The following is a 26,498-nucleotide window of genomic DNA, read 5'->3' as shown; positions in this document are numbered from 1 at the left end:
ATTAACCCTCTACACGCAGCATGTAGTAAGCCTTGTTGATCATCCCGCGATTCTCGGGAGTATCCTGGACTTCTACAGTGTGACCGATGCGACGCAGACCCAGACCTTTAACGCACAGTTTGTGGTTAGGGATGCGGCCGGTCATGCTTTTGATCAGCGTTACTTTAACGGTAGCCATGATCAGAAGATCTCCTTGACAGTCAGGCCACGCTTGGCAGCGATGGACTCAGGAGATTGCATAGCTTTCAAACCTTTGAAAGTGGCGTGAACCACGTTTACCGGGTTAGTCGAGCCATAGCACTTGGCCAGAACGTTCTGAACGCCAGCAACTTCGAGGACAGCACGCATAGCGCCGCCAGCGATGATACCGGTACCTTCAGAAGCAGGCTGCATGTACACCTTCGAAGCGCCATGGGCGGACTTCATTGCGTACTGCAGAGTGGTGCCGTTCAGATCAACTTGGATCATGTTGCGACGAGCAGCTTCCATTGCCTTCTGGATCGCAGCAGGCACTTCACGCGACTTGCCACGGCCGAAGCCAACGCGCCCTTTACCATCACCAACCACGGTCAACGCGGTGAAAGTGAAGATACGGCCGCCTTTAACGGTTTTGGCTACGCGGTTAACTTGAACCAGCTTCTCAATGTAGCCTTCGTCGCGCTTTTGGTCGTTATTTGACATAACTTAGAACTCCAGCCCAGCTTCACGAGCAGCATCAGCCAGCGCTTTCACGCGACCGTGGTACTTGAAGCCAGAGCGGTCGAAAGCCACTTGCGAGACGCCAGCGGCCTTAGCACGCGTAGCGACCAGCTGGCCAACCTTTGTGGCCGCGTCGATGTTGCCAGTGGCACCATCACGCAGTTCTTTATCCAAAGTCGAGGCGCTTGCCAGGACTTTGTTGCCGTCGGCCGAGATGACCTGGGCGTAGATGTGCTGCGACGAGCGGAACACGCAGAGACGCACGACTTCGAGTTCGTGCATTTTCAGGCGTGCTTTGCGAGCGCGACGCAGTCGAGTAACTTTTTTGTCGGTCATTTGCTATGCCCTACTTCTTCTTGGCTTCTTTACGACGGACGACTTCGTCCGCGTAGCGCACACCTTTGCCTTTGTACGGCTCTGGTGGACGGAAGTCGCGGATCTCAGCGGCCACTTGACCTACCAGCTGCTTATCGATGCCCTTGATCAGGATATCGGTCTGGCTAGGGGTCTCAGCAGTGATGCCCGCTGGCAGTTCGTAATCCACAGGGTGCGAGAAGCCAAGGGCCAGGTTCAAAACCGTGCCTTTTGCTTGCGCTTTGTAACCAACACCGACCAGCTGGAGCTTACGCTCGAAGCCTTGGCTTACGCCTTGGACCATGTTGTTTACCAACGCACGCGTGGTACCGGCCATTGCGCGAGTTTGTTGATCGCCATTGCGAGCAGCGAAACGCAGCTCACCAGCTTCTTCAACGATCTCAACGGACGAATGGATGTTCAGTTCAAGAGTACCCTTGGCACCCTTCACCGAAAGCTGTTGGCCTGCGAATTTGACTTCGACACCGGCTGGCAGCTTAACGGGGTTCTTAGCGACGCGAGACATGCTTATCCCCCCTTAGAACACAGTGCAAAGAACTTCGCCGCCGACACCGGCAGCGCGCGCAGCACGATCCGTCATCACACCTTTGTTGGTGGAGACGATAGACACGCCCAGACCGCCACGAACTTTCGGCAGATCTTCAGCGGACTTGTACTGACGCAGGCCTGGACGGCTAACGCGCTTCACTTCCTCGATGACCGAACGGCCTTCGAAGTACTTCAGCTCGATGGACAGCAGTGGTTTGGTTTCGCTGCTGATCTGATAACCCGCAATGTAGCCTTCGTCTTTCAGGACTTTGGCAACAGCTACCTTCAACTTGGAAGATGGCATGCTTACGACGGACTTTTCAGCCATCTGGGCATTACGGATACGAGTTAGCATGTCCGCTAACGGGTCCTGCATACTCATGGGCTAGACGCTCCTAATACAAAAAAATTAGCCTTGCGGCTACATATGTCGCCGAGAATCTCCGGGCATAGAAAACACGGGCTCAGGCGAGCCGGGTATTCTAGACACACTCCGGAAATGAAACAAGCCCCAAAAGGGGCTTGTTCCAGATTCAAGGTCACCGGTGGTCGTTATCTTGCGATGCCGACCACCTGGACTCTGAAAGTACTTACCAGCTGGCTTTAACCAGACCTGGTACGTCACCACGCATTGCCGCTTCACGCAGTTTGTTACGGCCGAGGCCGAACTTGCGGTAAACGCCGTGTGGACGACCGGTCAGGCGGCAGCGGTTACGCATGCGCGAAGCGCTTGCGTCACGTGGCTGCTTCTGCAGAGCTACTGTAGCTTCCCAACGCGCTTCTGGACTTGCGTTCAGATCAACGATGATCGCTTTCAGTGCTGCACGCTTCTTGGCGTACTTGGCAACCGTGAGCTGACGCTTCAGCTCGCGGTTTTTCATGCTCATCTTGGCCATGGTCCTACTCCAATCAGTTGCGGAACGGGAATTTGAAAGCACGCAACAGGGCGCGACCTTCATCATCGTTCTTGGCAGTGGTGGTCAGGGTGATGTCCAGACCGCGGAGAGCATCGATCTTATCGTAGTCGATTTCCGGGAAGATGATCTGCTCTTTCACGCCCATGCTGTAGTTACCACGACCATCGAAGGACTTGGCATTCAGGCCGCGGAAGTCGCGAACCCGAGGCAGGGAGATCGACAGCAGACGATCCAGGAATTCGTACATACGCTCACGGCGCAGAGTCACTTTGACGCCGATCGGCCAACCTTCACGGACTTTAAAGCCAGCGATGGATTTCCGAGCGTAAGTCACAACGACTTTTTGACCGGTGATCTTTTCCAGGTCAGCAACAGCGTGCTCGATGACTTTTTTGTCGCCGATCGCTTCGCCCAGACCCATGTTCAGGGTGATTTTGGTGACGCGCGGAACTTCCATCACGTTCCCGAGCTTAAGTTCTTCCTTAAGCTTGGGGGCGATTTCCTTCCGGTAAATCTCTTGTAGTCGTGCCATGGTCTTATCTACCTAGCAGTGTTCAAGCATCAACCGCTTTTTGGGTCGACTTGAAGACACGAATTTTCTTACCGTCTTCTACTTTGAAACCAACGCGGTCAGCCTTGTTGGTTTCGCCGTTGAAGATGGCGACGTTAGAAGCGTGCAATGGCGCTTCTTTCTCGACGATACCGCCCTGTACGCCCGACATCGGGTTAGGCTTGGTATGACGCTTGACCAGGTTCAGACCACCAACGACCAGACGGTCGTCAGCGAGAACCTTCAGCACCTTACCGCGCTTACCTTTGTCTTTGCCGGCGATCACGATGATCTCGTCGTCACGACGAATCTTTTGCATGTCGGATCTCCTTACAGCACTTCTGGGGCGAGCGAGACGATCTTCATGAACTTCTCAGTACGAAGTTCACGGGTCACTGGCCCAAAGATACGGGTGCCGATCGGCTCTTGCTTGTTGTTCAGAAGAACAGCAGCGTTGCCATCAAAGCGGATAATGGAGCCATCAGCACGGCGTACGCCGTGACGAGTGCGGACTACAACAGCAGTCATCACTTGGCCTTTTTTCACTTTACCGCGAGGAATTGCTTCCTTCACGGTAACTTTGATGATGTCACCGATACCAGCGTAACGACGATGGGAGCCACCCAGCACCTTGATGCACATAACACGGCGAGCGCCGCTGTTATCGGCCACATCGAGCATGGATTGAGTCTGAATCATATAATTTCTCCGACCCCTAGTCCTTAGACTTCCACAGCGCGTTCGAGAACATCAACCAGTGCCCAAGACTTGGTCTTGGCCAGCGGACGAGTTTCACGAATAGTGACCTTGTCGCCGATGTGGCACTGATTGGTTTCGTCGTGCGCGTGCAGCTTAGTCGAACGCTTAACATATTTACCGTAGATCGGGTGCTTAACGCGACGCTCGATCAGAACGGTGATGGTTTTGTCCATCTTGTCGCTGACAACACGGCCAGTCAGCGTACGGACAGTCTTTTCGGCTTCAGCCATGATCACTTACCTGCCTGCTGGTTGAGCACAGTCTTCACGCGAGCGATGTCACGCTTAACTTGCGAGAGCAGATGAGACTGCCCCAACTGGCCAGTTGCTTTCTGCATACGCAGATTGAACTGGTCGCGCAGCAGGCCGAGCAGTTGCTCGTTCAGCTGCTGTGCGGATTTTTCACGAAGTTCATTCGCTTTCATCACATCACCGTCCGTTTAACAAAGGAGGTGGCGAGCGGCAGCTTTGCAGCAGCCAGGGCGAAAGCCTCACGCGCCAGCTCTTCAGAAACACCCTCGATTTCATACAGGACTTTGCCTGGCTGAATCTGGGCTACCCAGTATTCCACGTTACCCTTACCTTTACCCATCCGAACCTCGAGAGGTTTTTTGGAGATCGGCTTGTCCGGGAATACACGGATCCAGATCTTGCCGCCACGTTTTACGTGACGGGTCAGAGCACGACGCGCTGACTCGATCTGACGAGCGGTGAGACGACCACGAGCTACAGACTTCAGCGCGAACTCGCCGAAGCTGACTTTGCTACCGCGCTGAGCCAGACCACGGTTGTGGCCTGTCATCTGCTTGCGGAACTTCGTACGCTTAGGTTGCAACATTTGGCGTACCCCTTACTTAGCAGCTTTTTTACGAGGCGCTGGTGCTTGTGGTTTCAGTTCTTCTTGGCGACCACCAATTACTTCGCCTTTGAAGATCCAAACCTTTACACCGATCACACCGTAAGTGGTGTGAGCTTCGTAGTTGGCATAGTCGATGTCGGCACGCAGGGTGTGCAGTGGCACACGACCTTCGCGATACCATTCAGTACGTGCGATTTCAGCACCGCCGAGACGACCGCTCACTTGGATTTTGATGCCCTTGGCACCAATGCGCATGGCGTTCTGTACGGCGCGCTTCATAGCGCGACGGAACATTACGCGACGCTCCAGCTGCTGAGCTACGCTCTGCGCAACCAGCATACCGTCGAGCTCCGGCTTGCGGATCTCTTCGATATTGATGTGCACAGGCACACCCATTTGCTTGGTCAGGTCCTGACGCAGTTTCTCAACATCTTCACCTTTCTTCCCGATAACGATACCTGGACGAGCGGTGTGGATGGTGATACGTGCAGTTTGCGCCGGACGATGGATATCGATACGGCTTACGGACGCGCTTTTTAGTTTGTCTTGGAGATACTCACGCACCTTCAGATCAGCGAACAAATAGTCCGCATAAGTCCGACCGTCTGCGTACCAGACGGAGGTGTGCTCCTTGACGATTCCCAGGCGAATGCCAATGGGATGTACTTTCTGACCCATCTCTTCGACTCCGTTACTTGTCAGCAACCTTGACAGTGATATGGCAAGACCGCTTGACGATGCGATCAGCACGGCCTTTGGCACGTGGCATGATGCGCTTCAGCGAACGCCCTTCGTTGACGAAAACGGTGCTGACCTTCAGGTCATCAACGTCTGCGCCTTCGTTATGCTCGGCGTTGGCTACGGCCGACTCCAGCACTTTCTTCATGATCTCGGCGGCTTTCTTACTGCTGAAAGCCAACAGGTTGAGCGCTTCGCCCACCTTCTTCCCGCGGATCTGGTCGGCGACCAAGCGGGCTTTCTGGGCGGAGATTCGAGCGCCCGACAACTTAGCGGCTACTTCCATTTCCTTACCCCTTAACGCTTGGCTTTCTTGTCTGCCACGTGCCCACGATAAGTGCGGGTACCGGCAAACTCGCCTAGTTTGTGGCCGACCATGTCTTCGTTCACGAGAACTGGGACGTGCAAGCGACCGTTGTGTACAGCGATGGTCAGACCGACCATTTGTGGCAGGATCATCGAACGACGCGACCAGGTCTTAACTGGTTTGCGATCGTTCTTTTCCGCCGCCACTTCGATCTTCTTCAGTAGGTGAAGATCAATAAAAGGACCTTTTTTCAGAGAACGTGGCACTGTCGTATCCCTCTATTTACTTGCGACGACGGACGATCATTTTGTCGGTACGCTTATTACCACGAGTCTTCGCGCCCTTAGTCGGGAAGCCCCATGGAGATACCGGATGACGACCACCAGAGGTACGACCTTCACCACCACCGTGTGGGTGGTCAACCGGGTTCATGGCAACACCACGAACGGTTGGGCGAACGCCACGCCAGCGTTTGGCACCAGCTTTACCCAGCGAACGCAGGCTGTGCTCGGAGTTCGAGACTTCGCCCAGGGTCGCGCGGCATTCAGCCAGCACTTTACGCATCTCACCAGAACGCAGACGCAGGGTCACGTAGACACCTTCACGAGCGATCAGCTGAGCCGAAGCACCAGCGGAACGAGCGATTTGCGCGCCTTTACCTGGCTTCAATTCGATGCCGTGTACGGTGCTACCAACTGGAATGTTGCGCAGTTGCAGAGCGTTGCCCGGCTTGATCGGTGCCAAAGCACCTGCGATCAGCTGGTCACCAGCGCTCACGCCTTTAGGGGCGATGATGTAGCGACGCTCGCCATCTGCGTACAGCAGCAGAGCGATGTGAGCAGTACGGTTTGGATCGTATTCGATACGCTCGACAGTGGCAGCGATGCCATCTTTGTCGTTGCGACGGAAGTCGACCAGACGATAATGCTGCTTATGGCCACCACCGATGTGACGAGTGGTAATGCGACCATTGTTGTTACGACCACCAGACTTCGATTTTTTCTCGAGCAGCGGTGCGTGAGGAGCGCCTTTATGCAGCTCCTGGTTGACCACCTTGACCACAAAACGGCGGCCAGGGGAAGTCGGTTTGCATTTAACGATTGCCATGATGCACCCCTTCCTTACTCAGCACTGCTGCTGAAATCGAGATCTTGGCCTGGCTGAAGGGAGATAACTGCCTTCTTCCAGTCATTACGCTTGCCCAGACCGCGAGCAGTGCGCTTGCTCTTACCCAGAACATTCAGGGTAGTAACACGCTCTACTTTCACGCTGAACAGGCTTTCGACGGCCTTCTTGATTTCCAGCTTGGTTGCGTCAGTTGCAACCTTGAAAACGAACTGGCCTTTCTTGTCAGCCAGAACCGTAGCCTTTTCGGAAACGTGCGGGCCAAGCAGAACTTTAAATACGCGTTCCTGGTTCATCCCAGCAGCTCCTCGAATTTCTTCACGGCCGACACGGTGATCAACACCTTGTCGTATGCGATCAGACTAACTGGATCGGAACCTTGCACGTCACGTACATCAACGTGTGGCAGGTTGCGAGCAGCCAGGTACAGGTTCTGATCAACAGCTTCAGACACGATCAAAACATCGGTCAGGCTCATGTTGTTCAGTTTGCCCAGCAGATCTTTGGTTTTCGGGCTTTCAACAGCGAAGTCCTGAACCACGACCAGACGGTCAGTACGCACGAGTTCAGCAAGGATGGAGCGCAGAGCTGCGCGGTACATCTTCTTGTTGAGCTTCTGCGAGTGATCCTGAGGACGAGCTGCGAAAGTGGTACCGCCGCCACGCCAGATTGGGCTACGGATGGTACCGGCACGAGCACGGCCAGTGCCTTTCTGACGCCAAGGGCGCTTACCGCCACCACGTACGTCGGAACGGGTCTTTTGCTGCTTGCTACCTTGACGGCCGCCGGCCATGTAGGCCACGACTGCTTGGTGAACCAGCGTCTCGTTGAATTCGCCGCCAAATGTCAGTTCGGAAACTTCGATCGCTTGAGCGTCATTTACATTTAATTGCATGTCAGCTTCCCCTTAACCGCGAGCCTTGGCCGCTGGACGTACAACCAGGTTGCCGCCAGTAGCGCCAGGAACAGCACCCTTGACCAACAACAGATTGCGTTCAGCGTCGACGCGCACTACTTCGAGGGACTGCACGGTCACGCGCTCAGCGCCCATATGACCGGACATTTTTTTGCCCTTGAATACACGACCAGGAGTCTGGCACTGGCCAATAGAGCCCGGGACGCGGTGGGAAACGGAGTTACCGTGAGTGTTGTCTTGGCCACGGAAATTCCAACGCTTGATCGTACCCTGGAAGCCTTTACCTTTGGACTGACCGGTTACATCAACCAGTTGACCAGCGGCGAAGATTTCAGCGTTGATCAGATCGCCAGCCTGGTAGTCGCCGTCTTCAAGACGGAACTCCATAACAGTACGACCAGCTGCAACGTTTGCTTTAGCGAAGTGACCTGCTTGAGCAGCAGTCACGCGCGAAGCACGACGCTCGCCGACAGTGACTTGCACTGCACGATAGCCATCGGTTTCTTCAGTTTTGAACTGGGTGACGCGATTCGGCTCGATCTCAATGACCGTGACCGGAATGGAGACACCTTCTTCGGTGAAAATACGGGTCATACCGCATTTACGACCGACTACACCAATAGTCATGTTGTAAACCTCATGAGTGTACGGGGCTTTCACCCGCTATGGCCGCCCATTTCAGAGCGTTACACGACTAAGACCCAAGTCTTAGCCGAGGCTGATCTGTACTTCCACACCGGCCGCCAGATCGAGCTTCATAAGTGCATCAACGGTTTTATCCGTTGGCTGGACGATGTCCAGTACGCGCTTATGAGTACGGATCTCGTACTGGTCACGCGCGTCTTTGTTGACGTGCGGGGAGACCAGAACGGTGAACCGCTCTTTACGGGTAGGCAGTGGAATTGGACCACGCACTTGAGCACCAGTACGTTTCGCGGTTTCCACGATTTCCTGGGTGGATTGGTCGATCAGGCGATGGTCAAAAGCCTTCAACCTGATACGGATTTGCTGATTTTGCATTGGATTTCAGACTCCGGCTGCTATTCCCACCGGGCGCAATGCGCCCGTTAAAAGGAGGCGCAATTCTATAGACGCCCCCGATAGGTGTCAACCCAATAAAAAAGGCCCCCGCTAAGCGGGGGCCTTCTCAAAAAAACCGAGCTATCTCAGAAGAGATAATTACTCGATGATTTTAGCTACAACGCCAGCACCAACGGTACGGCCGCCTTCGCGAATAGCGAAACGCAGACCGTCTTCCATTGCGATGGTTTTGATCAGGGTAACAGTCATTTGAATGTTATCGCCTGGCATTACCATTTCAACGCCTTCTGGCAGTTCGCAGTTACCGGTCACGTCAGTAGTACGGAAGTAGAACTGTGGACGGTAGCCTTTGAAGAACGGAGTGTGACGACCGCCTTCTTCCTTGCTCAGAACGTAAACTTCTGCGGTGAACTTGGTGTGCGGCTTGACCGAACCTGGCTTAACCAGAACCTGGCCACGCTCAACGTCGTCACGCTTGGTACCACGCAGCAGAACGCCGCAGTTCTCGCCAGCACGACCTTCGTCGAGCAGCTTACGGAACATTTCAACACCGGTGCAGGTGGTGACGGTGGTATCACGCAGACCAACGATTTCCAGTGGATCCTGAACGCGAACGATACCGCGCTCGATACGACCAGTCACAACAGTACCGCGACCGGAGATCGAGAATACGTCTTCGATTGGCATCAGGAACGGCTTGTCGGTCAGACGAACTGGTTCTGGGATGTAGCTGTCCAGAGTTTCAACCAGTTTACGAACGGCAGTAGTGCCCATTTCGTTTTCGTCTTTGCCTTCCAGAGCCATACGAGCAGAACCGATGATGATCGGAGTGTCGTCACCTGGGAAGTCGTAAGTGCTCAGCAGATCGCGCACTTCCATCTCAACCAGTTCCAGCAGCTCAGCGTCGTCTACCAGGTCAGCCTTGTTCAGGAAAACCACGATGTACGGAACGCCTACCTGACGGGACAGCAGGATGTGCTCACGGGTTTGTGGCATCGGACCATCAGCGGCCGAGCAAACCAGGATCGCGCCGTCCATCTGGGCAGCACCAGTGATCATGTTCTTCACGTAGTCAGCGTGACCTGGGCAGTCAACGTGAGCGTAGTGACGAATAGTCGAGTTGTACTCAACGTGAGCGGTGTTGATGGTGATACCACGAGCTTTTTCTTCTGGTGCGCTGTCGATCTTGTCGAAGTCAACACGAGCCGAACCGAAAACTTCGGAGCAGACGCGAGTCAGAGCAGCGGTCAGAGTGGTTTTACCGTGGTCAACGTGGCCGATGGTGCCAACGTTTACGTGCGGTAGGGAACGATCAAATTTTTCTTTAGCCACGACAATTAACTCCTTGCCTAAAGGACTGAATCAGCCTTGTTTTTTGGATACAGTTTCAGCGATGTGCGCCGGAGCTGTGTTGTATTTTTTGAATTCCATAGAGTAGCTTGCGCGACCCTGGGACATGGAGCGAACGTCGGTCGCATAACCGAACATCTCACCCAACGGAACCTCGGCGCGAATCACTTTGCCGGAAACCGTGTCTTCCATACCCAAGATCATGCCGCGACGACGGTTAAGGTCGCCCATGACATCACCCATATAGTCTTCAGGTGTAACAACTTCTACCGCCATGATTGGCTCAAGCAACTCACCACCGCCCTTCTGGGCCAGTTGCTTGGTTGCCATGGAAGCAGCCACCTTAAACGCCATCTCGTTGGAGTCGACGTCGTGGTAAGAACCGTCAAAAACGGTTGCTTTCAGGCCGATCAGCGGATAGCCGGCAACAACACCGTTCTTCATCTGCTCTTCGATACCCTTCTGGATAGCCGGGATGTATTCCTTAGGAACCACACCACCAACTACTTCGTTCACGAATTGCAGACCTTCCTGACCTTCGTCAGCAGGAGCAAAACGGATCCAGCAGTGACCGAACTGACCACGACCGCCGGACTGACGAACGAACTTGCCTTCGATTTCACAGTTCTTCGTGATGCGCTCACGATAGGAAACCTGAGGCTTACCGATGTTGGCTTCGACGTTGAACTCACGGCGCATCCGGTCAACCAGGATGTCCAGGTGCAACTCGCCCATGCCGGAGATGATCGTTTGACCAGTCTCTTCATCAGTTTTGACGCGGAAAGATGGATCTTCCTGAGCAAGTTTACCCAGAGCGATACCCATTTTTTCCTGGTCATCCTTGGTCTTAGGCTCTACGGCAACCGAAATAACCGGCTCCGGGAAGTCCATGCGAACCAGGATGATTGGCTTGGCAGCGTCGCACAAAGTCTCACCAGTGGTGACGTCCTTCATGCCGATCAGGGCCGCGATGTCACCAGCGCGCACTTCCTTGATCTCTTCACGGGCGTTTGCGTGCATTTGCACCATACGACCCACGCGCTCTTTCTTGCCTTTAACCGAGTTGATCACGCCGTCGCCGGAGGCCAACACGCCCGAGTAAACGCGGACGAAGGTCAAAGTACCCACGAATGGGTCGGTTGCGATCTTGAACGCCAGAGCCGAGAACGGCTCGCTGTCATCGGCGTGACGCTCCATCTCTTCTTCCTCGTTATCCGGGTTGGTACCCTTGATAGCAGGAATGTCGGTTGGAGCCGGCAGGTAGTCGATAACGGCGTCGAGAACCAGGGGAACACCCTTGTTCTTGAAGGAAGAACCGCAAACAGCCAAGACGATCTCACCAGCGATAGTACGCTGACGCAGAGCAGCCTTGATTTCCACGTTGGTGAGTTCTTCACCTTCGAGGTACTTGTTCATCAGCTCTTCGCTGGCTTCGGCGGCAGCCTCAACCATGTTGTTGCGCCACTCGTCAGCCAGCTCCTGCAGTTCTGCAGGGATAGGCTTACGAACAGGCACCATGCCTTTGTCGGAATCATTCCAGTAGACCGCTTCCATGTTGATCAGATCGATCTGACCCTGGAAGTTATCTTCGGAACCGATAGCCAATTGAATTGGCACCGGAGTGTGACCCAGACGCTGCTTGATCTGACCGATCACGCGCAGGAAGTTGGCACCAGCACGGTCCATCTTGTTTACATAAACAAGACGTGGAACGCCGTACTTGTTGGCTTGACGCCATACGGTTTCCGACTGAGGTTCAACACCCGAGGTACCGCAGAACACAACGACAGCGCCGTCGAGTACGCGCAGGGAACGTTCAACTTCAATGGTGAAGTCTACGTGGCCTGGGGTATCGATTACGTTGAAGCGATGCTCGTCTTTGTACTGCTTCTCGGAACCTTTCCAGAAGGCGGTAATAGCAGCAGAAGTAATGGTAATACCACGCTCCTGCTCCTGAACCATCCAGTCTGTGGTCGCGGCGCCATCATGCACCTCGCCCATTTTGTGACTTTTGCCGGTGTAAAACAGTACGCGCTCGGTGGTGGTGGTTTTACCAGCATCCACGTGAGCAACGATACCGATGTTACGGTAGCGGCTAATCGGAGTAGTACGAGCCATAAAGCCCTCGCAAAATTAGTGAAGCTAAGATTAGAAGCGGTAGTGCGAGAAAGCTTTGTTAGCTTCAGCCATACGGTGCACGTCTTCACGCTTCTTAACAGCAGCACCTTTACCTTCAGCAGCGTCCAACAGCTCGCCGGCCAAACGCAGAGCCATAGACTTCTCGCCGCGCTTACGGGCGAAGTCTACCAACCAGCGCATTGCCAGAGCGTTACGACGGGACGGACGAACTTCAACCGGAACCTGGTAAGTAGCACCGCCTACACGGCGCGACTTCACTTCGACCAGCGGAGCGATGGCGTCGAGAGCTTTCTCGAAGATTTCCAGGGGGTCGCTGTTCTTGCGTTCTTTAACCTTTTCCAGCGCGCCATAAACGATACGCTCGGCAACGGCTTTCTTACCGCTTTCCATCACGTGGTTCATGAACTTGGCCAGGATTTGGCTTCCGTATTTTGGATCGTCAAGCACTTCGCGCTTGGCTGCTACGCGTCTTCTTGGCATGGATAAGCCCTCAAACGGTCTTCAGGTTCGTTCGGAATCGGTGCCCTTGCGGGACGCCTCCGACCTTACTCTTATCGACTCAGAAAATAAGATGATTCAGTTTTACAAAAAGCCGCTACTACTTAGGCTTCTTGGTACCGTACTTCGAACGACCCTGGTTACGACCTTTAACGCCGGAAGTATCCAAGGAGCCGCGTACGGTGTGGTAACGAACACCTGGCAAGTCTTTTACACGACCGCCGCGGATCAGCACCACGCTGTGCTCTTGCAGGTTGTGACCTTCACCACCGATGTACGAGGAAACCTCGAAACCGTTGGTCAGGCGCACACGGCATACTTTACGCAGTGCCGAGTTAGGTTTTTTCGGCGTAGTGGTATACACGCGAGTGCATACGCCACGACGTTGCGGGCAGTTCTGCAGCGCAGGTACGTCGGATTTCTCGACGATACGCTTACGCGGCTGACGTACCAGCTGGTTGATAGTTGCCATCTACTAGCTCCACTGTTGTCTTGCGACGCTATTGTCTTGCAAGAAAAGCAAAATGGCAGGAACGAATTCCCGCCAAATTTAGGGGTACAAGAGTCTAAAGAGGATCTTGTCCCCAGTCAAGGCAAGGCCCCGACCTCCCCTCTCATCGAATCGGGGCAAAAATGCCTCGATCCGACGAATGGGGCTGCCAGGGCCCAGACTTATTTACCGCAGAACTCAGTTACCGCTTGAGTTCAGCGCTTCGGTCAGTGCAGCTTCCACTTCACTGGCGCTTACGCGCAACGGCTTGTCAGCATCACGGCGGCGCTTGCGCTCGCTGTGGTAAGCCAAACCGGTACCGGCTGGGATCAGACGACCCACAACCACGTTTTCTTTCAGGCCGCGCAGGTAATCGCGCTTGCCGGTTACCGCTGCTTCGGTCAGAACACGAGTGGTCTCCTGGAAGGAGGCCGCCGAGATGAACGACTCAGTGGACAGCGACGCCTTGGTGATACCCAGCAGTACGCGAGTGAACTTGGAGACAAATTTGTCTTCCGCGCCCAGACGCTCGTTCTCTACCAGTACGTGAGTCAGTTCCATCTGGTCGCCCTTGATGAAACTGGAATCGCCGGATTCAGCGATCTCAACTTTACGCAGCATCTGACGCAGGATGGTCTCGATGTGCTTATCGTTGATCTTCACGCCTTGCAGGCGGTAAACGTCCTGGATCTCGTTAACGATGTACTTGGCCAGCGCACTCACACCCAGCAGGCGCAGGATGTCGTGTGGATCGCTCGGGCCGTCGGAGATAACTTCGCCGCGGTTTACCTGTTCGCCTTCAAACACGTTCAGGTGACGCCACTTCGGAATCAGCTCTTCGTACGGATCGCTACCGTCGTTCGGAGTAATGACCAGACGGCGCTTGCCCTTGGTCTCTTTACCGAACGCGATGGTGCCGCTGACTTCAGCCAGAATCGACGCTTCTTTCGGACGACGAGCTTCGAACAAGTCAGCAACACGCGGCAGACCACCGGTGATGTCACGGGTTTTCGAAGTTTCTTGCGGGATACGCGCGATAACATCACCGATCGCGATCTTCGCACCGTCCGCTACACCGACCAGGGCGTTGGCTGGCAGGAAGTACTGAGCGATTACGTCAGTGCCTGGCAGCAACAGATCCTTGCCGTTGTCATCGACCATCTTCACGGCAGGACGGATGTCTTTACCGGCAGCTGGGCGATCTTTAGCGTCGAGTACTTCAATGTTGGTCATACCGGTCAATTCGTCAGTCTGACGCTTGATCGTGATGCCTTCTTCCATGCCCACGTAGGTCACGGTACCTTTCATTTCGGTAACGATTGGGTGAGTGTGCGGATCCCACTTGGCCACGATTGCGCCAGCGTCGACCTTGTCACCTTCTTTAACCGAAATCACAGCACCGTACGGCAGCTTGTAACGCTCACGCTCACGACCGTAGTCATCAGCGATTGCCAGCTCACCGGAACGGGACACAGCAACCAGGTGGCCATCCACTCGCTCTACGTGCTTCAGGTTGTGCAAGCGGACGGTACCGCCATTCTTCACCTGAACGCTGTCAGCTGCGGAGGTCCGGCTTGCCGCACCACCGATGTGGAACGTACGCATGGTCAGCTGGGTACCCGGCTCACCGATGGACTGGGCAGCGATAACGCCGACCGCTTCACCGATGTTCACCTGGTGACCACGAGCCAAGTCACGGCCGTAGCACTTGGCGCAAATGCCGTAGCGGGTTTCGCAGCTGATCGGCGAGCGAACGATCACTTCGTCGATGCTGTTGAGTTCGATGAACTCGACCCACTTCTCATCTACCAGGGTGCCGGCAGGAACGATAACTTCCTCGGTACCTGGCTTGAATACGTCACGGGCAATAACACGACCCAATACGCGCTCACCCAGCGGCTCTACAACGTCACCGCCTTCAATGTGCGGAGTCATCAGCAAGCCATGCTCGGTGCCGCAATCGATCTCGGTCACGACCAGATCTTGCGCAACGTCTACGAGACGACGAGTCAGGTAACCGGAGTTCGCGGTTTTCAACGCGGTATCCGCCAGACCTTTACGAGCACCGTGAGTCGAGATGAAGTACTGAAGTACGCTCAAACCTTCACGGAAGTTCGCAGTAATCGGCGTTTCGATGATGGAACCGTCCGGCTTGGCCATCAGGCCACGCATACCGGCGAGCTGACGGATCTGCGCAGCAGAACCCCGTGCGCCCGAGTCGGCCATCATGTACATCGAGTTGAAGGACTCTTGGTCAACTTCGTCGCCGTGACGATCGATGACTTTCTCTTTCGAGAGGTTGGCCATCATCGCCTTGGAAACTTCGTCGTTCGCCTTGGACCAAAGGTCGATTACCTTGTTGTACTTCTCGCCCTGGGTTACCAGGCCGGAGGCGTACTGGCTTTCGATCTCTTTCACTTCATCAGTAGCAGCACTGATGATGCGGGCCTTTTCATCCGGGATAACGAAGTCGTTAACACCGATGGAAACGCCGGAAATGGTCGAGTAAGCAAAACCGGTGTACATCAACTGGTCAGCGAAGATCACGGTCTCTTTCAAACCAACCACGCGGTAGCACTGGTTGATCAGCTTGGAGATCGCCTTTTTCTTCATCGGCAGGTTGACGACATCGTACGACAGACCTTTTGGCACAACCTGGTACAACAACGCACGGCCGACAGTGGTGTCGACGATACGAGTGTTGCTCACGCTGCCGCCGTCACGGTCGTTGACGGTTTCGTTGATCCGCACTTTGACCTTGGCGTGCAGTGCGGCTTCGCCGGCACGGAACACACGGTCAACTTCTTGCAGGTCAGCGAACACGCGACCTTCGCCTTTGGCGTTGATCGCTTCACGCGTCATGTAGTACAGACCCAATACAACGTCCTGCGACGGAACGATGATTGGCTCACCGTTGGCTGGCGACAGAATGTTGTTGGTCGACATCATCAACGCGCGCGCTTCCAACTGGGCTTCCAGTGTCAGCGGTACGTGCACGGCCATTTGGTCGCCGTCGAAGTCGGCGTTGTACGCAGCACAGACCAGCGGGTGCAGCTGGATAGCCTTACCTTCGATCAGTACCGGTTCAAACGCCTGGATACCCAGACGGTGAAGGGTCGGTGCACGGTTGAGGAGAACCGGGTGTTCGCGGATCACTTCAGCGAGAACGTCCCAAACCTCTGGCAGTTCGCGCTCGACCATTTTCTTGGCCGCTTTGATGGTGGTCGCGAGACCGCGCATTTCGAGCTTGCCGAAGATGAATGGCTTGAACAGCTCAAGTGCCATCTTCTTAGGCAGACCGCACTGGTGCAGACGCAGGGTCGGGCCTACGGTAATTACCGAACGACCGGAGTAGTCAACACGCTTACCGAGCAAGTTCTGACGGAAACGACCTTGCTTACCCTTGATCATGTCAGCCAAGGATTTCAGAGGACGCTTGTTGGAACCGGTGATAGCGCGGCCACGACGACCGTTGTCGAGCAAGGCATCGACAGCTTCTTGCAACATACGCTTTTCGTTGCGCACGATGATGTCCGGAGCGGACAGATCAAGCAGGCGCTTCAAGCGGTTGTTACGGTTGATCACGCGACGGTACAGGTCGTTGAGGTCGGAAGTCGCGAAACGACCGCCATCCAACGGTACCAGCGGACGCAGGTCTGGCGGCAGAACCGGCAGAACAGTCAGCACCATCCACTCTGGCAAGTTGCCGGAACCCTGGAAGGCTTCCATCAACTTCAGACGCTTGGACAGCTTCTTGATCTTGGTTTCGGAGTTGGTTTGCGGAATTTCTTCACGCAGGCGGCCAATCTCGTGCTCCAGATCGATAGCGTGCAGCAGTTCGCGGACAGCTTCGGCACCCATGCGGGCATCGAAATCGTCGCCAAACTCTTCCAGCGCTTCGAAGTACTGCTCGTCGTTCAGCAGCTGACCCTTTTCAAGGGTAGTCATGCCTGGATCGATAACGACATAGCTCTCGAAGTAGAGAACGCGTTCGATATCACGCAGGGTCATGTCCATCAGCAAGCCGATACGGGACGGCAGCGATTTCAGGAACCAGATGTGGGCAACTGGCGAAGCCAGTTCGATGTGCGCCATGCGCTCACGACGAACCTTGGCCAGTGCAACTTCAACGCCGCACTTCTCGCAAATCACACCACGGTGCTTCAAGCGCTTGTACTTACCGCACAGGCACTCGTAATCCTTTACCGGGCCAAAGATTTTGGCGCAGAACAGGCCGTCACGTTCAGGTTTGAACGTACGGTAGTTAATGGTTTCCGGCTTTTTAACTTCACCGAACGACCACGAACGGATCATCTCAGGCGATGCCAATCCAATACGGATGGCGTCGAACTCTTCGACTTGACCCTGGTTTTTCAGCAAATTCAGTAGGTCTTTCAAGGCCTTTCCTCCTGGCGGAGCAGAGAGCGGGCTAAACGGCCCCGCTCTCGATTCGCGTCACGTGTTATTCGGTTTCCAGATCGATATCGATGCCGAGGGAACGAATTTCTTTGATCAACACGTTGAAGGACTCGGGCATGCCCGGCTCCATACGGTGATCGCCGTCCACGATGTTTTTGTACATCTTGGTCCGACCGTTCACATCGTCCGACTTCACTGTGAGCATTTCTTGCAGAGTGTAAGCAGCACCGTATGCTTCCAGTGCCCAGACCTCCATCTCCCCGAAACGCTGACCACCGAACTGAGCCTTACCACCCAGCGGCTGCTGGGTAACCAGGCTGTACGAACCGGTAGAACGAGCGTGCATCTTGTCGTCTACCAAGTGGTTCAGCTTCAGCATGTACATGTAGCCAACAGTAACCGGGCGCTCGAACTTGTTGCCGGTACGGCCGTCGAACAGCTGCATCTGGCCGCTTTCTGGCAGGTCTGCCAGTTTCAGCATGGCCTTGATTTCGCTTTCCTTGGCACCGTCGAACACCGGGGTAGCCATTGGAACACCGCCGCGCAGGTTCTTCGCCAGATCCAGGATTTCCTGGTCGGAGAAAGTGTCCAGCTCTTCGTTGCGACCGCCGATCTCGTTGTAGATCTCGTGCAGGAACTTACGCAGGTCTGCGACCTTGCGCTGCTCTTCAATCATACGGTTGATCTTCTCACCCAGACCTTTGGCCGCGAGGCCCAGGTGAGTTTCGAGGATCTGACCAACGTTCATACGCGATGGTACGCCCAATGGGTTGAGGACGACGTCGACCGGGGTGCCATTGGCATCGTGCGGCATGTCTTCAACCGGCATGATCACGGAGACCACACCTTTGTTACCGTGACGACCGGCCATCTTGTCGCCCGGTTGGATGCGACGACGGATTGCCAGGTAAACCTTGACGATTTTCAGCACGCCTGGAGCCAGGTCATCGCCCTGCTGCAGTTTGCGCTTCTTGTCTTCGAACTTGTCGTCCAGCAGACGGCGGCGATCAACGATGTAGGCCTGGGCCTTCTCGAGCTGCTCGTTCAGAGCATCTTCAGCCATGCGCAGTTTGAACCACTGGCCGTGCTCAAGACCGTCGAGGACTTCGTCGGTGATGTCCTGACCTTTCTTCAGACCTGCACCGCCTTCGGCCTTGTGGCCTACCAGGGCGGAACGCAGACGTTCGAAGGTCGCGCCTTCAACGATACGGAACTCTTCGTTCAGGTCCTTGCGGATCTCGTCGAGCTGGGTCTTCTCGATGGACAGTGCACGAGCATCACGCTCAACGCCGTCACGGGTGAAGACCTGTACGTCGATGACAGTACCTTTGGTACCGGTAGGTACACGCAGGGAGGTGTCTTTAACGTCGCTGGCTTTTTCACCGAAGATGGCACGCAACAGCTTCTCTTCCGGAGTCAGTTGGGTCTCGCCTTTCGGAGTGACCTTACCGACCAGGATGTCGCCTGCGCCTACTTCAGCACCTACGTAAACGATACCGGCTTCGTCCAGTTTGTTCAGTGCAGCTTCACCCACGTTCGGGATGTCTGCAGTGATTTCCTCTGGCCCAAGCTTGGTGTCACGGGCCACACAGGTCAGTTCCTGAATGTGGATCGTGGTGAAACGGTCTTCTTGAACAACACGCTCGGACAGGCAGATGGAGTCTTCGAAGTTGAAGCCGTTCCATGCCATGAACGCGATGCGCATGTTCTGACCCAGTGCCAGTTCACCCATGTCGGTGGACGGGCCGTCGGCCATGATGTCGCTACGCTGAACACGATCACCCTTGCTCACCAGCGGACGCTGGTTGATGCAGGTGTTCTGGTTCGAGCGGGTGTATTTGGTCAGGTTGTAGATGTCAACACCGGCTTCGCCAGTTTCAACTTCGTCATCGGCAACACGAACCACGATACGGCTGGCATCAACAGAGTCGATCACGCCGCCACGACGAGCCACGACGCAAACGCCGGAGTCACGGGCTACGTTACGCTCCATGCCCGTACCTACCAGCGGCTTGTCGGCACGCAGGGTGGGTACAGCTTGACGCTGCATGTTGGAACCCATCAACGCACGGTTGGCGTCATCGTGCTCCAGGAACGGGATCAGCGACGCTGCAACCGAAACTACCTGCTTCGGCGAAACGTCCATCAAGGTGACGTCTTCCGGCGCCTTGACGGTGAACTCGTTCAAGTGACGAACAGCTACCAGCTCGTCGATCAGGACTTTCTTGTCGTTCATCGTGGCCGAAGCCTGAGCGATCACGTGATCGGCTTCTTCGATGGCGGACAGGAACACGATCTCGTCGGTGACCAGAGCGTCTTTCACCACGCGGTACGGGCTTTCGAGGAAGCCGTACTGGTTGGTGCGCGCATAAGCAGCCAGGGAGTTGATCAGACCGATGTTCGGACCTTCCGGCGTTTCGATCGGGCAAACACGACCGTAGTGCGTCGGGTGTACGTCACGAACTTCAAAGCCAGCACGCTCACGGGTCAGACCGCCCGGGCCCAGTGCAGATACACGGCGCTTGTGGGTGATCTCGGAGAGCGGGTTGTTCTGGTCCATGAACTGGGAAAGCTGGCTGGAACCGAAGAACTCTTTCACCGCCGCAGCCACTGGCTTGGCGTTGATCAGGTCTTGCGGCATCAGGCCTTCGCTTTCAGCCATCGACAGACGCTCTTTGACCGCACGCTCAACACGTACCAGGCCAACGCGGAACTGGTTCTCGGCCATCTCGCCTACGCAGCGAACACGACGGTTACCCAGGTGGTCGATGTCATCGACGATGCCTTTACCGTTACGGATGTCGACGAGGGTCTTCAGTACCGCGACGATGTCTTCCTTGCACAGCACGCCCGAACCTTCGATCTCGGTACGACCGATACGACGGTTGAACTTCATCCGGCCGACCGCAGACAGGTCATAGCGCTCAGGACTGAAGAACAGGTTGTTGAACAGGGTCTCGGCAGCGTCTTTGGTTGGTGGCTCACCAGGACGCATCATGCGATAGATCTCGACCAGCGCTTCCAATTGGTTGCTGGTGGAGTCGATCTTCAGCGTGTCGGAGATGAACGGACCGCAGTCGATGTCGTTGGTGTACAGGGTCTCGATGCGAACAACCTGAGCCTTGGCGATTTTGGCCAGGATCTCGGTGTTCAGCTCGGTGTTGCACTCAGCCAGGATTTCGCCTGTCGCCGGGTGAACAATAACCTTGGCGGTCGTGCGACCCAGGACGTAGTCCAGAGGCACTTCCAGCTCTGTAATACCGGCTTTTTCGATCTGGTTGATGTGGCGCGCAGTAATACGACGACCCGCTTCAACAATGACCTTGCCCTTTTCATCCTGGATGTCCAGGACGGCAATTTCACCACGCAGACGGGAAGCGATCAGCTCCAGCTTGAGGGTTTCATCCTTCAGGCTGAATACGTTGGTGGTGTAGAAAGCGTCCAGCACTTGCTCAGTGGTATAGCCGAGCGCGCGCAGCAGTACCGAGGCCGGCAGCTTGCGACGACGGTCGATACGCACGAACACGCAGTCTTTCGGGTCGAACTCGAAGTCCAACCACGAACCACGGTACGGAATGATCCGCGCGGAGTACAGGAGCTTACCGGAGCTGTGCGTCTTGCCGCGGTCGTGGTCGAAGAACACGCCCGGGGAACGGTGCAGCTGGGAAACGATCACACGCTCGGTACCGTTGATAACGAAGGTACCGTTCTCAGTCATCAGTGGGATTTCGCCCATGTAGACTTCTTGCTCTTTGATGTCCTTGATCGCTTTGTTCGACGATTCTTTGTCGAAAATGATCAGGCGGACTTTTACCCGCAAAGGTACGGCGTACGTAACACCGCGCAACACGCATTCTTTGACATCAAATGCCGGTTCGCCCAGGCGATAACCGACGTACTCCAGCGCAGCATTGCCGGAGTAGCTGATGATCGGGAAAACGGATTTGAAGGCCGCATGCAGGCCCACGTCGCGGAACTGATCTTTGGTCGCTCCCGCCTGCAAGAATTCACGATACGAATCCAGCTGGATAGCCAGAAGGTACGGGACATCCATGACGTCCGGCAACTTGCTAAAGTCCTTGCGGATACGTTTTTTCTCAGTATATGAGTAAGCCATCAGCGTTCCCCAGCTTGGTCACCTGCTTGTTTGGCCCCCCCGACGGGAGCAGCCAGAAAATCTCGCAAACCCCATGGTTTGCACCACCGCATCGGGTGGCTACAGCGCGTTAATGGCGGCGACCGAGTCGACAGCCAAGAACGGAAAAAGGCCGGTGGCAAGAGCCACCAGCCATCAGCCTTCAGCTTAACGCTTGGGCTGGAGACGCAAGGTCGATGCTTACTTCAGCTCGACTTTAGCGCCTGCTTCTTCCAGAACAGCTTTGGCTTTGTCAGCGGCGTCTTTCGACACTGCTTCCAGAACCTGGGCAGGAGCGCCGTCAACTACAGCCTTGGCTTCTTTCAGGCCCAGACCGGTCAGTTCACGTACTGCCTTGATCACGTTTACTTTCTTCTCGCCAGCTTCCACCAGCATGACGTTGAATTCGGTTTGCTCTTCAGCAGCAACAGCAGCAACAGCTGGGCCAGCGGAAGCAGCGGCAGCGGAAACGCCGAATTTTTCTTCGAAAGCTTTGATCAGCTCAACAACCTGCAGAACCGACATTTCAGCTACGGCGTTGAGGATATCGTCTTGGGAGATAGACATTGCTGTATTTCCTGAATTGGGGGACGGCCTACTCGGCCATCGAAATAAACAAAAATACGCGAGATAAGTCGCTCAGCCTTAGGCTGCGGCGGCTTCTTTTTGCTCGCGAACTGCGGCCAGAGTACGAGCCAGCTTGCTGGTAGCGCCTTGAATCACGCTCATCAGCTGCGAAATGGCTTCGTCGCGGGTCGGCAGTGTTGCCAGTACGTCGATTTGGTTAGCTGCGAGGAACTTGCCCTCGAACGCAGCTGCCTTGATCTCGAACTTTTCCTGACTCTTGGCGAATTCTTTGAACAAACGGGCAGCAGCGCCTGGATGTTCTTTGGAGAACGCGATCAGAGTCGGGCCGGTGAACACGTCGTTAAGGACACTGTATTCAGTGTCAGCAACGGCGCGCTTGAGCAGGGTGTTACGTACAACACGTACGTATACGCCAGCTTCACGAGCCTCTTTACGGAGTCCGGTCATAGCGCCTACTGTCACACCACGGGCATCAGCCACGACAGCGGACAGAGCAGCTTTGGCAGCCTCGTTGACTTCAGCGACGATGGCCTTCTTGTCTTCGAGATTAATTGCCACGGGTTTAACTCCTGCTTGTTACCGTTTCATCTGGCCGGAGCCGGATGTCGTTTTGGTGTCTGATTCGGTAAGGAACCGGGAGCACCATCTGCGTAGGCTTGTGGTTTAAGACTTGCGCCGCCTACGGTCTTGGATAGCCCCCGCCAGGCAGGGACCCCAATTTTTTCAACTGGCGTGATCGCTCACGCCAACCTGTGTCTTATACGTCCAGCGAACCTTGGTCGATGACCAGACCCGGGCCCATAGTGGTGCTCAGGGTAACGCGCTTGACGTAGATACCTTTCGAGGAAGCAGGCTTGATACGCTTCAGATCAGCGATCAGGGCTTCAACGTTTTCCTTCAGCTTGACGGCATCGAAGCCGACTTTGCCAACGGAGGTGTGAATGATGCCGTTTTTGTCGGTGCGATAACGAACCTGACCAGCCTTGGCGTTTTTAACCGCGGTGGCTACGTCTGGCGTTACGGTGCCGACTTTAGGGTTAGGCATCAGGCCACGTGGACCCAGGATCTGACCCAACTGACCTACAACGCGCATTGCATCCGGGGAAGCAATAACTACGTCGTAGTTCAGGTCGCCGCCTTTCATTTCGGCAGCCAGGTCGTCCATGCCAACGCGGTCAGCGCCGGCGGCCAGAGCAGCTTCAGCTGCCGGGCCTTGGGTGAAGACAGCTACACGTACAGTCTTGCCAGTACCGTGTGGCAGCACAGTTGCGCTACGAACGACCTGGTCGGATTTACGTGGGTCAACACCCAAGTTTACAGCAACGTCAACGGACTCGCTGAACTTGACAGTCGACAGCTCAGTCAGCAGGGCAGCGGCGTCTACAAAGTTGTAGGCCTTGCCTGCTTCGATTTTGCCGGCGATAGCCTTTTGGCGCTTGGTCAGCTTAGCCATTACACACCCTCCACGTTAAGGCCCATGCTACGAGCAGAACCGGCGATGGTACGCACGGCTGCATCCATATCAGCTGCAGTCAGATCCGCGTTTTTGGTTTTCGCGATTTCTTCCAGCTGAGCACGAGTTACGGTGCCAACCTTAACGGTGTTCGGACGAGCGGAACCGCTAGTCAGACCAGCAGCTTTCTTCAACAGAACCGAAGCCGGAGTCGACTTGGTTTCGAAAGTGAAGCTACGGTCGCTGTATACAGTGATGATCACTGGAGTCGGCAGACCTGGCTCAAGACCCTGAGTACGGGCGTTGAAGGCCTTGCAGAATTCCATGATGTTCACGCCGTGCTGACCCAAAGCTGGACCGACGGGTGGGCTAGGGTTGGCCTGAGCGGCCTTCACTTGCAGCTTGATGTAAGCGGTAATCTTCTTGGCCATGAGGCACTCCAATTACGGGTTCGAACGCCTCGAAAGGCTCCCCGGTTACTTGCGCGTTTATCCCAGTGACGACAAAACCCCACAGCCTAAGGCTGCGGGGTTGGGATGCTTGCTCAGCTAGACCTTCTCGACCTGGCTGAACTCCAACTCTACCGGAGTAGAGCGACCGAAAATAAGCACTGCCACTTGGATCCGGCTCTTTTCGTAGTTAACTTCTTCGACAGTACCGTTGAAATCAGCAAACGGACCATCTGTGACACGAACAACCTCACCCGGCTCGAAAAGCGTCTTCGGCTTAGGCTTGTCGCTACCATCAGCAACACGACGCAGAATGGCTTCTGCCTCTTTATCAGTGATAGGAGCAGGCTTATCAGCAGTACCGCCAATGAAACCCATGACACGAGGAGTGTCCTTGACCAAGTGCCAAGTACCTTCATTCATGTCCATCTGAACCAGCACATAGCCAGGGAAGAACTTGCGTTCGCTTTTGCGCTTCTGACCATTCCGCATTTCAACCACTTCTTCAGTGGGAACCAGAATTTCGCCGAAGCCATCTTCCATGCCTGCCAGCTTTACGCGCTCCAGCAAAGAGCGCATAACATGCTTCTCGTAACCCGAGTAAGCATGCACAACGTACCAACGCTTAGCCACGGGACACCCTTAGCCAACAATCAAGGAAACAAGCCAGCCGAGCAGGGAATCAAGACCCCACAACAGCAACGCCATAACCAGAACAACAGCCACAACAATCAACGTGGTCTGCGTGGTTTCTTGGCGAGTCGGCCAAACGACTTTACGAATTTCGGTGCGAGCTTCCTTTACCAGGACCGCGAAAGACTTGCCTTTGGCAGTCTGCAGGCCTACAAAGGCAGCTACAGCAGCAAGGACAAGCAAAGCGAGTACACGGTACAGGATCGGCGAAGCAGAATAGTACTGATTGCCAACAACGCCTACGACCACCAATGCGACTACAGCGAGCCACTTGACGAGATCGAAACGAGAGCTTTGAGCTTCAGCCTTAGGAGTCATCTATGAAGATCCTGTGAAAAGAAAGCCAGATACACCACGTGAATCTGGCAGGTCAGGAGGGAATCGAACCCCCAACCTACGGTTTTGGAGACCGTCGCTCTGCCAATTGAGCTACTGACCTAAAACAAAATCAGGCCGACCATTATGCAGGCCTGAAAAAGACTTTACAACAACCAACCCCAAGAGACTTGAAATCACCTGATAACACCAGGCCAACACCATCAAGCCGAGATAGCTGTTAAAACAAAGGCAGATATTTTCATATCTGCCTTGTTATATGGAGCTCTTGAGCGGATTTGAACCGCTGACCTCACCCTTACCAAGGGTGTGCTCTACCAACTGAGCTACAAGAGCAAAACACCTGCACAACCTGCAAACTTGGAGCGGGTAGCGGGAATCGAACCCGCATCATCAGCTTGGAAGGCTGAGGTTCTACCACTAAACTATACCCGCGGAGCTTGCAGCTCACGCTAAAAATGGTGGAGGGGGAAGGATTCGAACCTTCGAAGTCGTAGACGTCAGATTTACAGTCTGATCCCTTTGGCCGCTCGGGAACCCCTCCTAAGCGAGCCGGCATTTTACATTACGCCGACCTTCTGTCAAGCATTTTCTCATTTAAAAATATGAGGTTAGCTGCGTTGACGTTTGCTTCACATCGCTGACCTTAAAGGTCTTCACTGCGAAGCGGGCGCCATTCTATGCAAACTATTCGAGAGTTGCAACGCCTTCGCACAACATTATTTTATGTTTTAACTCATTGAATTCCTTAGCAAGGTTTTCAAAGGGCAGATCATCAGCCAAGCGTCGACTTTCAGGAGCCACACGGAGCCAGTAGCCAGAAGCATCCGCAGTATTCAACAATTGGACCTTGACCTTTATATCCAGGCTCGTGAGCCGCTGCTCAACTGACTGCGCTTGGCGCTGATCGGCAAAACCACCGATGTACAAGCAAGTGTTCTGCGCATCGGTTGCTTTTGCACGGTCCCTTCGCACCACAGCATCAGAGGACTCGCTGAGCAGGCGAATGTCCTGCTGCGAGCCCTTGTATAGACTCAAAGGCGTGACATCTTTTGCGCGCAACGGCGCCTCTTGCTGATGCCAAATGTAGTAGAAGGCGTTGAGAACAAGTAAAAGCAAAAACAGCCAACGCATA

Annotated in this window: 33 protein-coding genes and 4 tRNA genes; all 37 read right to left on the bottom strand. The window is 54.9% G+C overall.

Annotated features, from left to right (window positions below; genetic code table 11):
- Window position 1: 1 nt before the first annotated feature.
- The 37 genes from rpmD to CWC48_RS13615 all read right to left on the bottom strand — a co-directional run bounded on the left by rpmD (window position 2) and on the right by CWC48_RS13615 (window position 26,497).
- Window positions 2-178, bottom strand: coding sequence for a 50S ribosomal protein L30 (rpmD, locus tag CWC48_RS13795; RefSeq protein WP_003176408.1), 177 nt, complete (start codon window positions 176-178; stop codon window positions 2-4).
- A 2-nt stretch (window positions 179-180) separates the two neighbouring features.
- Window positions 181-681 carry a 30S ribosomal protein S5 gene (gene rpsE, locus CWC48_RS13790; RefSeq protein ID WP_003176409.1) on the bottom strand — a complete coding sequence of 167 codons (501 nt, stop codon included), beginning with the start codon at window positions 679-681 and terminating at the stop codon, window positions 181-183.
- A gap of 3 nt (window positions 682-684) precedes the next feature.
- Entirely contained in the window at window positions 685-1,035 is a 351-nt protein-coding gene (gene rplR / locus CWC48_RS13785) for a 50S ribosomal protein L18 (RefSeq protein WP_003186037.1), read from the bottom strand.
- Between the two features lie 10 nt (window positions 1,036-1,045).
- Entirely contained in the window at window positions 1,046-1,579 is a 534-nt protein-coding gene (gene rplF / locus CWC48_RS13780) for a 50S ribosomal protein L6 (protein ID WP_003194640.1), read from the bottom strand.
- A gap of 12 nt (window positions 1,580-1,591) precedes the next feature.
- A complete protein-coding gene (gene rpsH, locus CWC48_RS13775; protein ID WP_010566853.1) occupies window positions 1,592-1,984 on the bottom strand; it encodes a 30S ribosomal protein S8 in 393 nt (130 codons plus the stop codon).
- 208 nt (window positions 1,985-2,192) lie between these two features.
- Window positions 2,193-2,498, bottom strand: a complete 306-nt coding sequence (gene rpsN / locus CWC48_RS13770) for a 30S ribosomal protein S14 (protein ID WP_003176414.1) — start codon at window positions 2,496-2,498, stop codon at window positions 2,193-2,195.
- Window positions 2,499-2,511: 13 nt separating this feature from the next.
- Window positions 2,512-3,051, bottom strand: a complete 540-nt coding sequence (rplE, locus tag CWC48_RS13765) for a 50S ribosomal protein L5 (RefSeq protein ID WP_003194642.1) — start codon at window positions 3,049-3,051, stop codon at window positions 2,512-2,514.
- Window positions 3,052-3,073: 22 nt separating this feature from the next.
- Window positions 3,074-3,388, bottom strand: coding sequence for a 50S ribosomal protein L24 (gene rplX, locus CWC48_RS13760; RefSeq protein ID WP_007896770.1), 315 nt, complete (start codon window positions 3,386-3,388; stop codon window positions 3,074-3,076).
- 11 nt (window positions 3,389-3,399) lie between these two features.
- Window positions 3,400-3,768: a 50S ribosomal protein L14 gene (gene rplN, locus CWC48_RS13755; protein WP_002555479.1), complete on the bottom strand. Its 369-nt coding sequence runs from the start codon at window positions 3,766-3,768 to the stop codon at window positions 3,400-3,402.
- 23 nt (window positions 3,769-3,791) lie between these two features.
- The gene (gene rpsQ, locus CWC48_RS13750; RefSeq protein ID WP_003176419.1) at window positions 3,792-4,058 is read right to left on the bottom strand and encodes a 30S ribosomal protein S17; all 267 of its coding nucleotides are present in this window, start codon (window positions 4,056-4,058) and stop codon (window positions 3,792-3,794) included.
- A gap of 2 nt (window positions 4,059-4,060) precedes the next feature.
- The gene (gene rpmC, locus CWC48_RS13745; protein WP_002555481.1) at window positions 4,061-4,252 is read right to left on the bottom strand and encodes a 50S ribosomal protein L29; all 192 of its coding nucleotides are present in this window, start codon (window positions 4,250-4,252) and stop codon (window positions 4,061-4,063) included.
- A complete protein-coding gene (rplP, locus tag CWC48_RS13740) occupies window positions 4,252-4,665 on the bottom strand; it encodes a 50S ribosomal protein L16 (protein WP_003176421.1) in 414 nt (137 codons plus the stop codon). Before rplP ends, rpmC begins: the two co-directional genes overlap by 1 nt.
- Window positions 4,666-4,677: 12 nt before the next feature.
- Window positions 4,678-5,364 carry a 30S ribosomal protein S3 gene (gene rpsC, locus CWC48_RS13735; RefSeq protein ID WP_003176422.1) on the bottom strand — a complete coding sequence of 229 codons (687 nt, stop codon included), beginning with the start codon at window positions 5,362-5,364 and terminating at the stop codon, window positions 4,678-4,680.
- A gap of 13 nt (window positions 5,365-5,377) precedes the next feature.
- Window positions 5,378-5,710 carry a 50S ribosomal protein L22 gene (rplV, locus tag CWC48_RS13730; protein ID WP_003103908.1) on the bottom strand — a complete coding sequence of 111 codons (333 nt, stop codon included), beginning with the start codon at window positions 5,708-5,710 and terminating at the stop codon, window positions 5,378-5,380.
- Between the two features lie 11 nt (window positions 5,711-5,721).
- Window positions 5,722-5,997: a 30S ribosomal protein S19 gene (gene rpsS, locus CWC48_RS13725; protein WP_003232420.1), complete on the bottom strand. Its 276-nt coding sequence runs from the start codon at window positions 5,995-5,997 to the stop codon at window positions 5,722-5,724.
- Window positions 5,998-6,013: 16 nt separating this feature from the next.
- Window positions 6,014-6,838: a 50S ribosomal protein L2 gene (gene rplB, locus CWC48_RS13720; RefSeq protein ID WP_003186055.1), complete on the bottom strand. Its 825-nt coding sequence runs from the start codon at window positions 6,836-6,838 to the stop codon at window positions 6,014-6,016.
- Between the two features lie 14 nt (window positions 6,839-6,852).
- Window positions 6,853-7,152 carry a 50S ribosomal protein L23 gene (gene rplW, locus CWC48_RS13715; protein ID WP_002555488.1) on the bottom strand — a complete coding sequence of 100 codons (300 nt, stop codon included), beginning with the start codon at window positions 7,150-7,152 and terminating at the stop codon, window positions 6,853-6,855.
- The gene (rplD, locus tag CWC48_RS13710) at window positions 7,149-7,751 is read right to left on the bottom strand and encodes a 50S ribosomal protein L4 (RefSeq protein ID WP_003176424.1); all 603 of its coding nucleotides are present in this window, start codon (window positions 7,749-7,751) and stop codon (window positions 7,149-7,151) included. The genes rplW and rplD overlap by 4 nt, the downstream gene beginning before the upstream one ends.
- 12 nt (window positions 7,752-7,763) lie before the next feature.
- A complete protein-coding gene (gene rplC / locus CWC48_RS13705; protein WP_003194649.1) occupies window positions 7,764-8,399 on the bottom strand; it encodes a 50S ribosomal protein L3 in 636 nt (211 codons plus the stop codon).
- 81 nt (window positions 8,400-8,480) lie between these two features.
- Window positions 8,481-8,792, bottom strand: a complete 312-nt coding sequence (rpsJ, locus tag CWC48_RS13700; protein ID WP_003186070.1) for a 30S ribosomal protein S10 — start codon at window positions 8,790-8,792, stop codon at window positions 8,481-8,483.
- A 159-nt stretch (window positions 8,793-8,951) separates the two neighbouring features.
- Window positions 8,952-10,145, bottom strand: coding sequence for an elongation factor Tu (gene tuf, locus CWC48_RS13695; RefSeq protein WP_100492026.1), 1,194 nt, complete (start codon window positions 10,143-10,145; stop codon window positions 8,952-8,954).
- A gap of 30 nt (window positions 10,146-10,175) precedes the next feature.
- Entirely contained in the window at window positions 10,176-12,281 is a 2,106-nt protein-coding gene (gene fusA, locus CWC48_RS13690; RefSeq protein WP_010206921.1) for an elongation factor G, read from the bottom strand.
- 30 nt (window positions 12,282-12,311) lie between these two features.
- The gene (gene rpsG, locus CWC48_RS13685) at window positions 12,312-12,782 is read right to left on the bottom strand and encodes a 30S ribosomal protein S7 (RefSeq protein WP_002555493.1); all 471 of its coding nucleotides are present in this window, start codon (window positions 12,780-12,782) and stop codon (window positions 12,312-12,314) included.
- Window positions 12,783-12,900: 118 nt separating this feature from the next.
- On the bottom strand, window positions 12,901-13,272 hold the full coding sequence (rpsL, locus tag CWC48_RS13680) for a 30S ribosomal protein S12 (protein ID WP_002555494.1): 372 nt from the start codon (window positions 13,270-13,272) through the stop codon (window positions 12,901-12,903).
- A 216-nt stretch (window positions 13,273-13,488) separates the two neighbouring features.
- Window positions 13,489-17,688: a DNA-directed RNA polymerase subunit beta' gene (gene rpoC / locus CWC48_RS13675; protein WP_078050399.1), complete on the bottom strand. Its 4,200-nt coding sequence runs from the start codon at window positions 17,686-17,688 to the stop codon at window positions 13,489-13,491.
- A gap of 64 nt (window positions 17,689-17,752) precedes the next feature.
- Window positions 17,753-21,826 (bottom strand): DNA-directed RNA polymerase subunit beta, encoded by a 4,074-nt coding sequence (rpoB, locus tag CWC48_RS13670; RefSeq protein WP_034101000.1) that lies wholly within the window; start codon window positions 21,824-21,826, stop codon window positions 17,753-17,755.
- A gap of 219 nt (window positions 21,827-22,045) precedes the next feature.
- Complete coding sequence (gene rplL, locus CWC48_RS13665; RefSeq protein WP_071489831.1) at window positions 22,046-22,411, bottom strand: 50S ribosomal protein L7/L12; 366 nt, start codon at window positions 22,409-22,411, stop codon at window positions 22,046-22,048.
- A gap of 78 nt (window positions 22,412-22,489) precedes the next feature.
- Window positions 22,490-22,990 (bottom strand): 50S ribosomal protein L10, encoded by a 501-nt coding sequence (rplJ, locus tag CWC48_RS13660; RefSeq protein WP_010206364.1) that lies wholly within the window; start codon window positions 22,988-22,990, stop codon window positions 22,490-22,492.
- Window positions 22,991-23,189: 199 nt separating this feature from the next.
- Window positions 23,190-23,885 (bottom strand): 50S ribosomal protein L1, encoded by a 696-nt coding sequence (gene rplA / locus CWC48_RS13655; RefSeq protein WP_003232403.1) that lies wholly within the window; start codon window positions 23,883-23,885, stop codon window positions 23,190-23,192.
- Window positions 23,885-24,316 (bottom strand): 50S ribosomal protein L11, encoded by a 432-nt coding sequence (gene rplK, locus CWC48_RS13650; RefSeq protein ID WP_003176435.1) that lies wholly within the window; start codon window positions 24,314-24,316, stop codon window positions 23,885-23,887. Before rplK ends, rplA begins: the two co-directional genes overlap by 1 nt.
- A 117-nt stretch (window positions 24,317-24,433) precedes the next feature.
- Complete coding sequence (nusG, locus tag CWC48_RS13645) at window positions 24,434-24,967, bottom strand: transcription termination/antitermination protein NusG (RefSeq protein ID WP_003176436.1); 534 nt, start codon at window positions 24,965-24,967, stop codon at window positions 24,434-24,436.
- A gap of 9 nt (window positions 24,968-24,976) precedes the next feature.
- Entirely contained in the window at window positions 24,977-25,345 is a 369-nt protein-coding gene (gene secE, locus CWC48_RS13640) for a preprotein translocase subunit SecE (RefSeq protein WP_025857211.1), read from the bottom strand.
- A 45-nt stretch (window positions 25,346-25,390) separates the two neighbouring features.
- A tRNA-Trp gene (locus CWC48_RS13635) sits at window positions 25,391-25,466 on the bottom strand.
- Between the two features lie 157 nt (window positions 25,467-25,623).
- A tRNA-Thr gene (locus CWC48_RS13630) sits at window positions 25,624-25,699 on the bottom strand.
- Window positions 25,700-25,724: 25 nt separating this feature from the next.
- Window positions 25,725-25,798, bottom strand: a tRNA-Gly gene (locus tag CWC48_RS13625).
- 24 nt (window positions 25,799-25,822) lie between these two features.
- Window positions 25,823-25,907 (bottom strand) — tRNA-Tyr (locus tag CWC48_RS13620).
- A 143-nt stretch (window positions 25,908-26,050) separates the two neighbouring features.
- A complete protein-coding gene (locus CWC48_RS13615; protein ID WP_078050400.1) occupies window positions 26,051-26,497 on the bottom strand; it encodes a hypothetical protein in 447 nt (148 codons plus the stop codon).
- Window position 26,498 lies beyond the last annotated feature (1 nt).

The organism is Pseudomonas sp. S10E 269 (assembly GCF_002798465.1).
GTDB classification, from domain to species: domain Bacteria; phylum Pseudomonadota; class Gammaproteobacteria; order Pseudomonadales; family Pseudomonadaceae; genus Aquipseudomonas; species Aquipseudomonas pergaminensis.
Note: the sequence above shows the minus strand (reverse complement) of the source record. Positions and strands in the feature narration are given on the sequence as shown.

Coding starts and splice junctions, on each gene's coding strand:
- rpmD (WP_003176408.1), bottom strand. CDS start 178: ATGGCTACCGTTAAAGTAACGCTGATCAAAAGCATGACCGGCCGCATC.
- rpsE (WP_003176409.1), bottom strand. CDS start 681: ATGTCAAATAACGACCAAAAGCGCGACGAAGGCTACATTGAGAAGCTG.
- rplR (WP_003186037.1), bottom strand. CDS start 1,035: ATGACCGACAAAAAAGTTACTCGACTGCGTCGCGCTCGCAAAGCACGC.
- rplF (WP_003194640.1), bottom strand. CDS start 1,579: ATGTCTCGCGTCGCTAAGAACCCCGTTAAGCTGCCAGCCGGTGTCGAA.
- rpsH (WP_010566853.1), bottom strand. CDS start 1,984: ATGAGTATGCAGGACCCGTTAGCGGACATGCTAACTCGTATCCGTAAT.
- rpsN (WP_003176414.1), bottom strand. CDS start 2,498: ATGGCCAAGATGAGCATGAAAAACCGCGAGCTGAAGCGTCAGCTCACG.
- rplE (WP_003194642.1), bottom strand. CDS start 3,051: ATGGCACGACTACAAGAGATTTACCGGAAGGAAATCGCCCCCAAGCTT.
- rplX (WP_007896770.1), bottom strand. CDS start 3,388: ATGCAAAAGATTCGTCGTGACGACGAGATCATCGTGATCGCCGGCAAA.
- rplN (WP_002555479.1), bottom strand. CDS start 3,768: ATGATTCAGACTCAATCCATGCTCGATGTGGCCGATAACAGCGGCGCT.
- rpsQ (WP_003176419.1), bottom strand. CDS start 4,058: ATGGCTGAAGCCGAAAAGACTGTCCGTACGCTGACTGGCCGTGTTGTC.
- rpmC (WP_002555481.1), bottom strand. CDS start 4,252: ATGAAAGCGAATGAACTTCGTGAAAAATCCGCACAGCAGCTGAACGAG.
- rplP (WP_003176421.1), bottom strand. CDS start 4,665: ATGTTGCAACCTAAGCGTACGAAGTTCCGCAAGCAGATGACAGGCCAC.
- rpsC (WP_003176422.1), bottom strand. CDS start 5,364: ATGGGTCAGAAAGTACATCCCATTGGCATTCGCCTGGGAATCGTCAAG.
- rplV (WP_003103908.1), bottom strand. CDS start 5,710: ATGGAAGTAGCCGCTAAGTTGTCGGGCGCTCGAATCTCCGCCCAGAAA.
- rplB (WP_003186055.1), bottom strand. CDS start 6,838: ATGGCAATCGTTAAATGCAAACCGACTTCCCCTGGCCGCCGTTTTGTG.
- rplW (WP_002555488.1), bottom strand. CDS start 7,152: ATGAACCAGGAACGCGTATTTAAAGTTCTGCTTGGCCCGCACGTTTCC.
- rplD (WP_003176424.1), bottom strand. CDS start 7,751: ATGCAATTAAATGTAAATGACGCTCAAGCGATCGAAGTTTCCGAACTG.
- rplC (WP_003194649.1), bottom strand. CDS start 8,399: ATGACTATTGGTGTAGTCGGTCGTAAATGCGGTATGACCCGTATTTTC.
- rpsJ (WP_003186070.1), bottom strand. CDS start 8,792: ATGCAAAATCAGCAAATCCGTATCAGGTTGAAGGCTTTTGACCATCGC.
- fusA (WP_010206921.1), bottom strand. CDS start 12,281: ATGGCTCGTACTACTCCGATTAGCCGCTACCGTAACATCGGTATCGTT.
- rpsG (WP_002555493.1), bottom strand. CDS start 12,782: ATGCCAAGAAGACGCGTAGCAGCCAAGCGCGAAGTGCTTGACGATCCA.
- rpsL (WP_002555494.1), bottom strand. CDS start 13,272: ATGGCAACTATCAACCAGCTGGTACGTCAGCCGCGTAAGCGTATCGTC.
- rpoB (WP_034101000.1), bottom strand. CDS start 21,826: ATGGCTTACTCATATACTGAGAAAAAACGTATCCGCAAGGACTTTAGC.
- rplL (WP_071489831.1), bottom strand. CDS start 22,411: ATGTCTATCTCCCAAGACGATATCCTCAACGCCGTAGCTGAAATGTCG.
- rplA (WP_003232403.1), bottom strand. CDS start 23,885: ATGGCTAAGCTGACCAAGCGCCAAAAGGCTATCGCCGGCAAAATCGAA.
- rplK (WP_003176435.1), bottom strand. CDS start 24,316: ATGGCCAAGAAGATTACCGCTTACATCAAGCTGCAAGTGAAGGCCGCT.
- secE (WP_025857211.1), bottom strand. CDS start 25,345: ATGACTCCTAAGGCTGAAGCTCAAAGCTCTCGTTTCGATCTCGTCAAG.
- CWC48_RS13615 (WP_078050400.1), bottom strand. CDS start 26,497: ATGCGTTGGCTGTTTTTGCTTTTACTTGTTCTCAACGCCTTCTACTAC.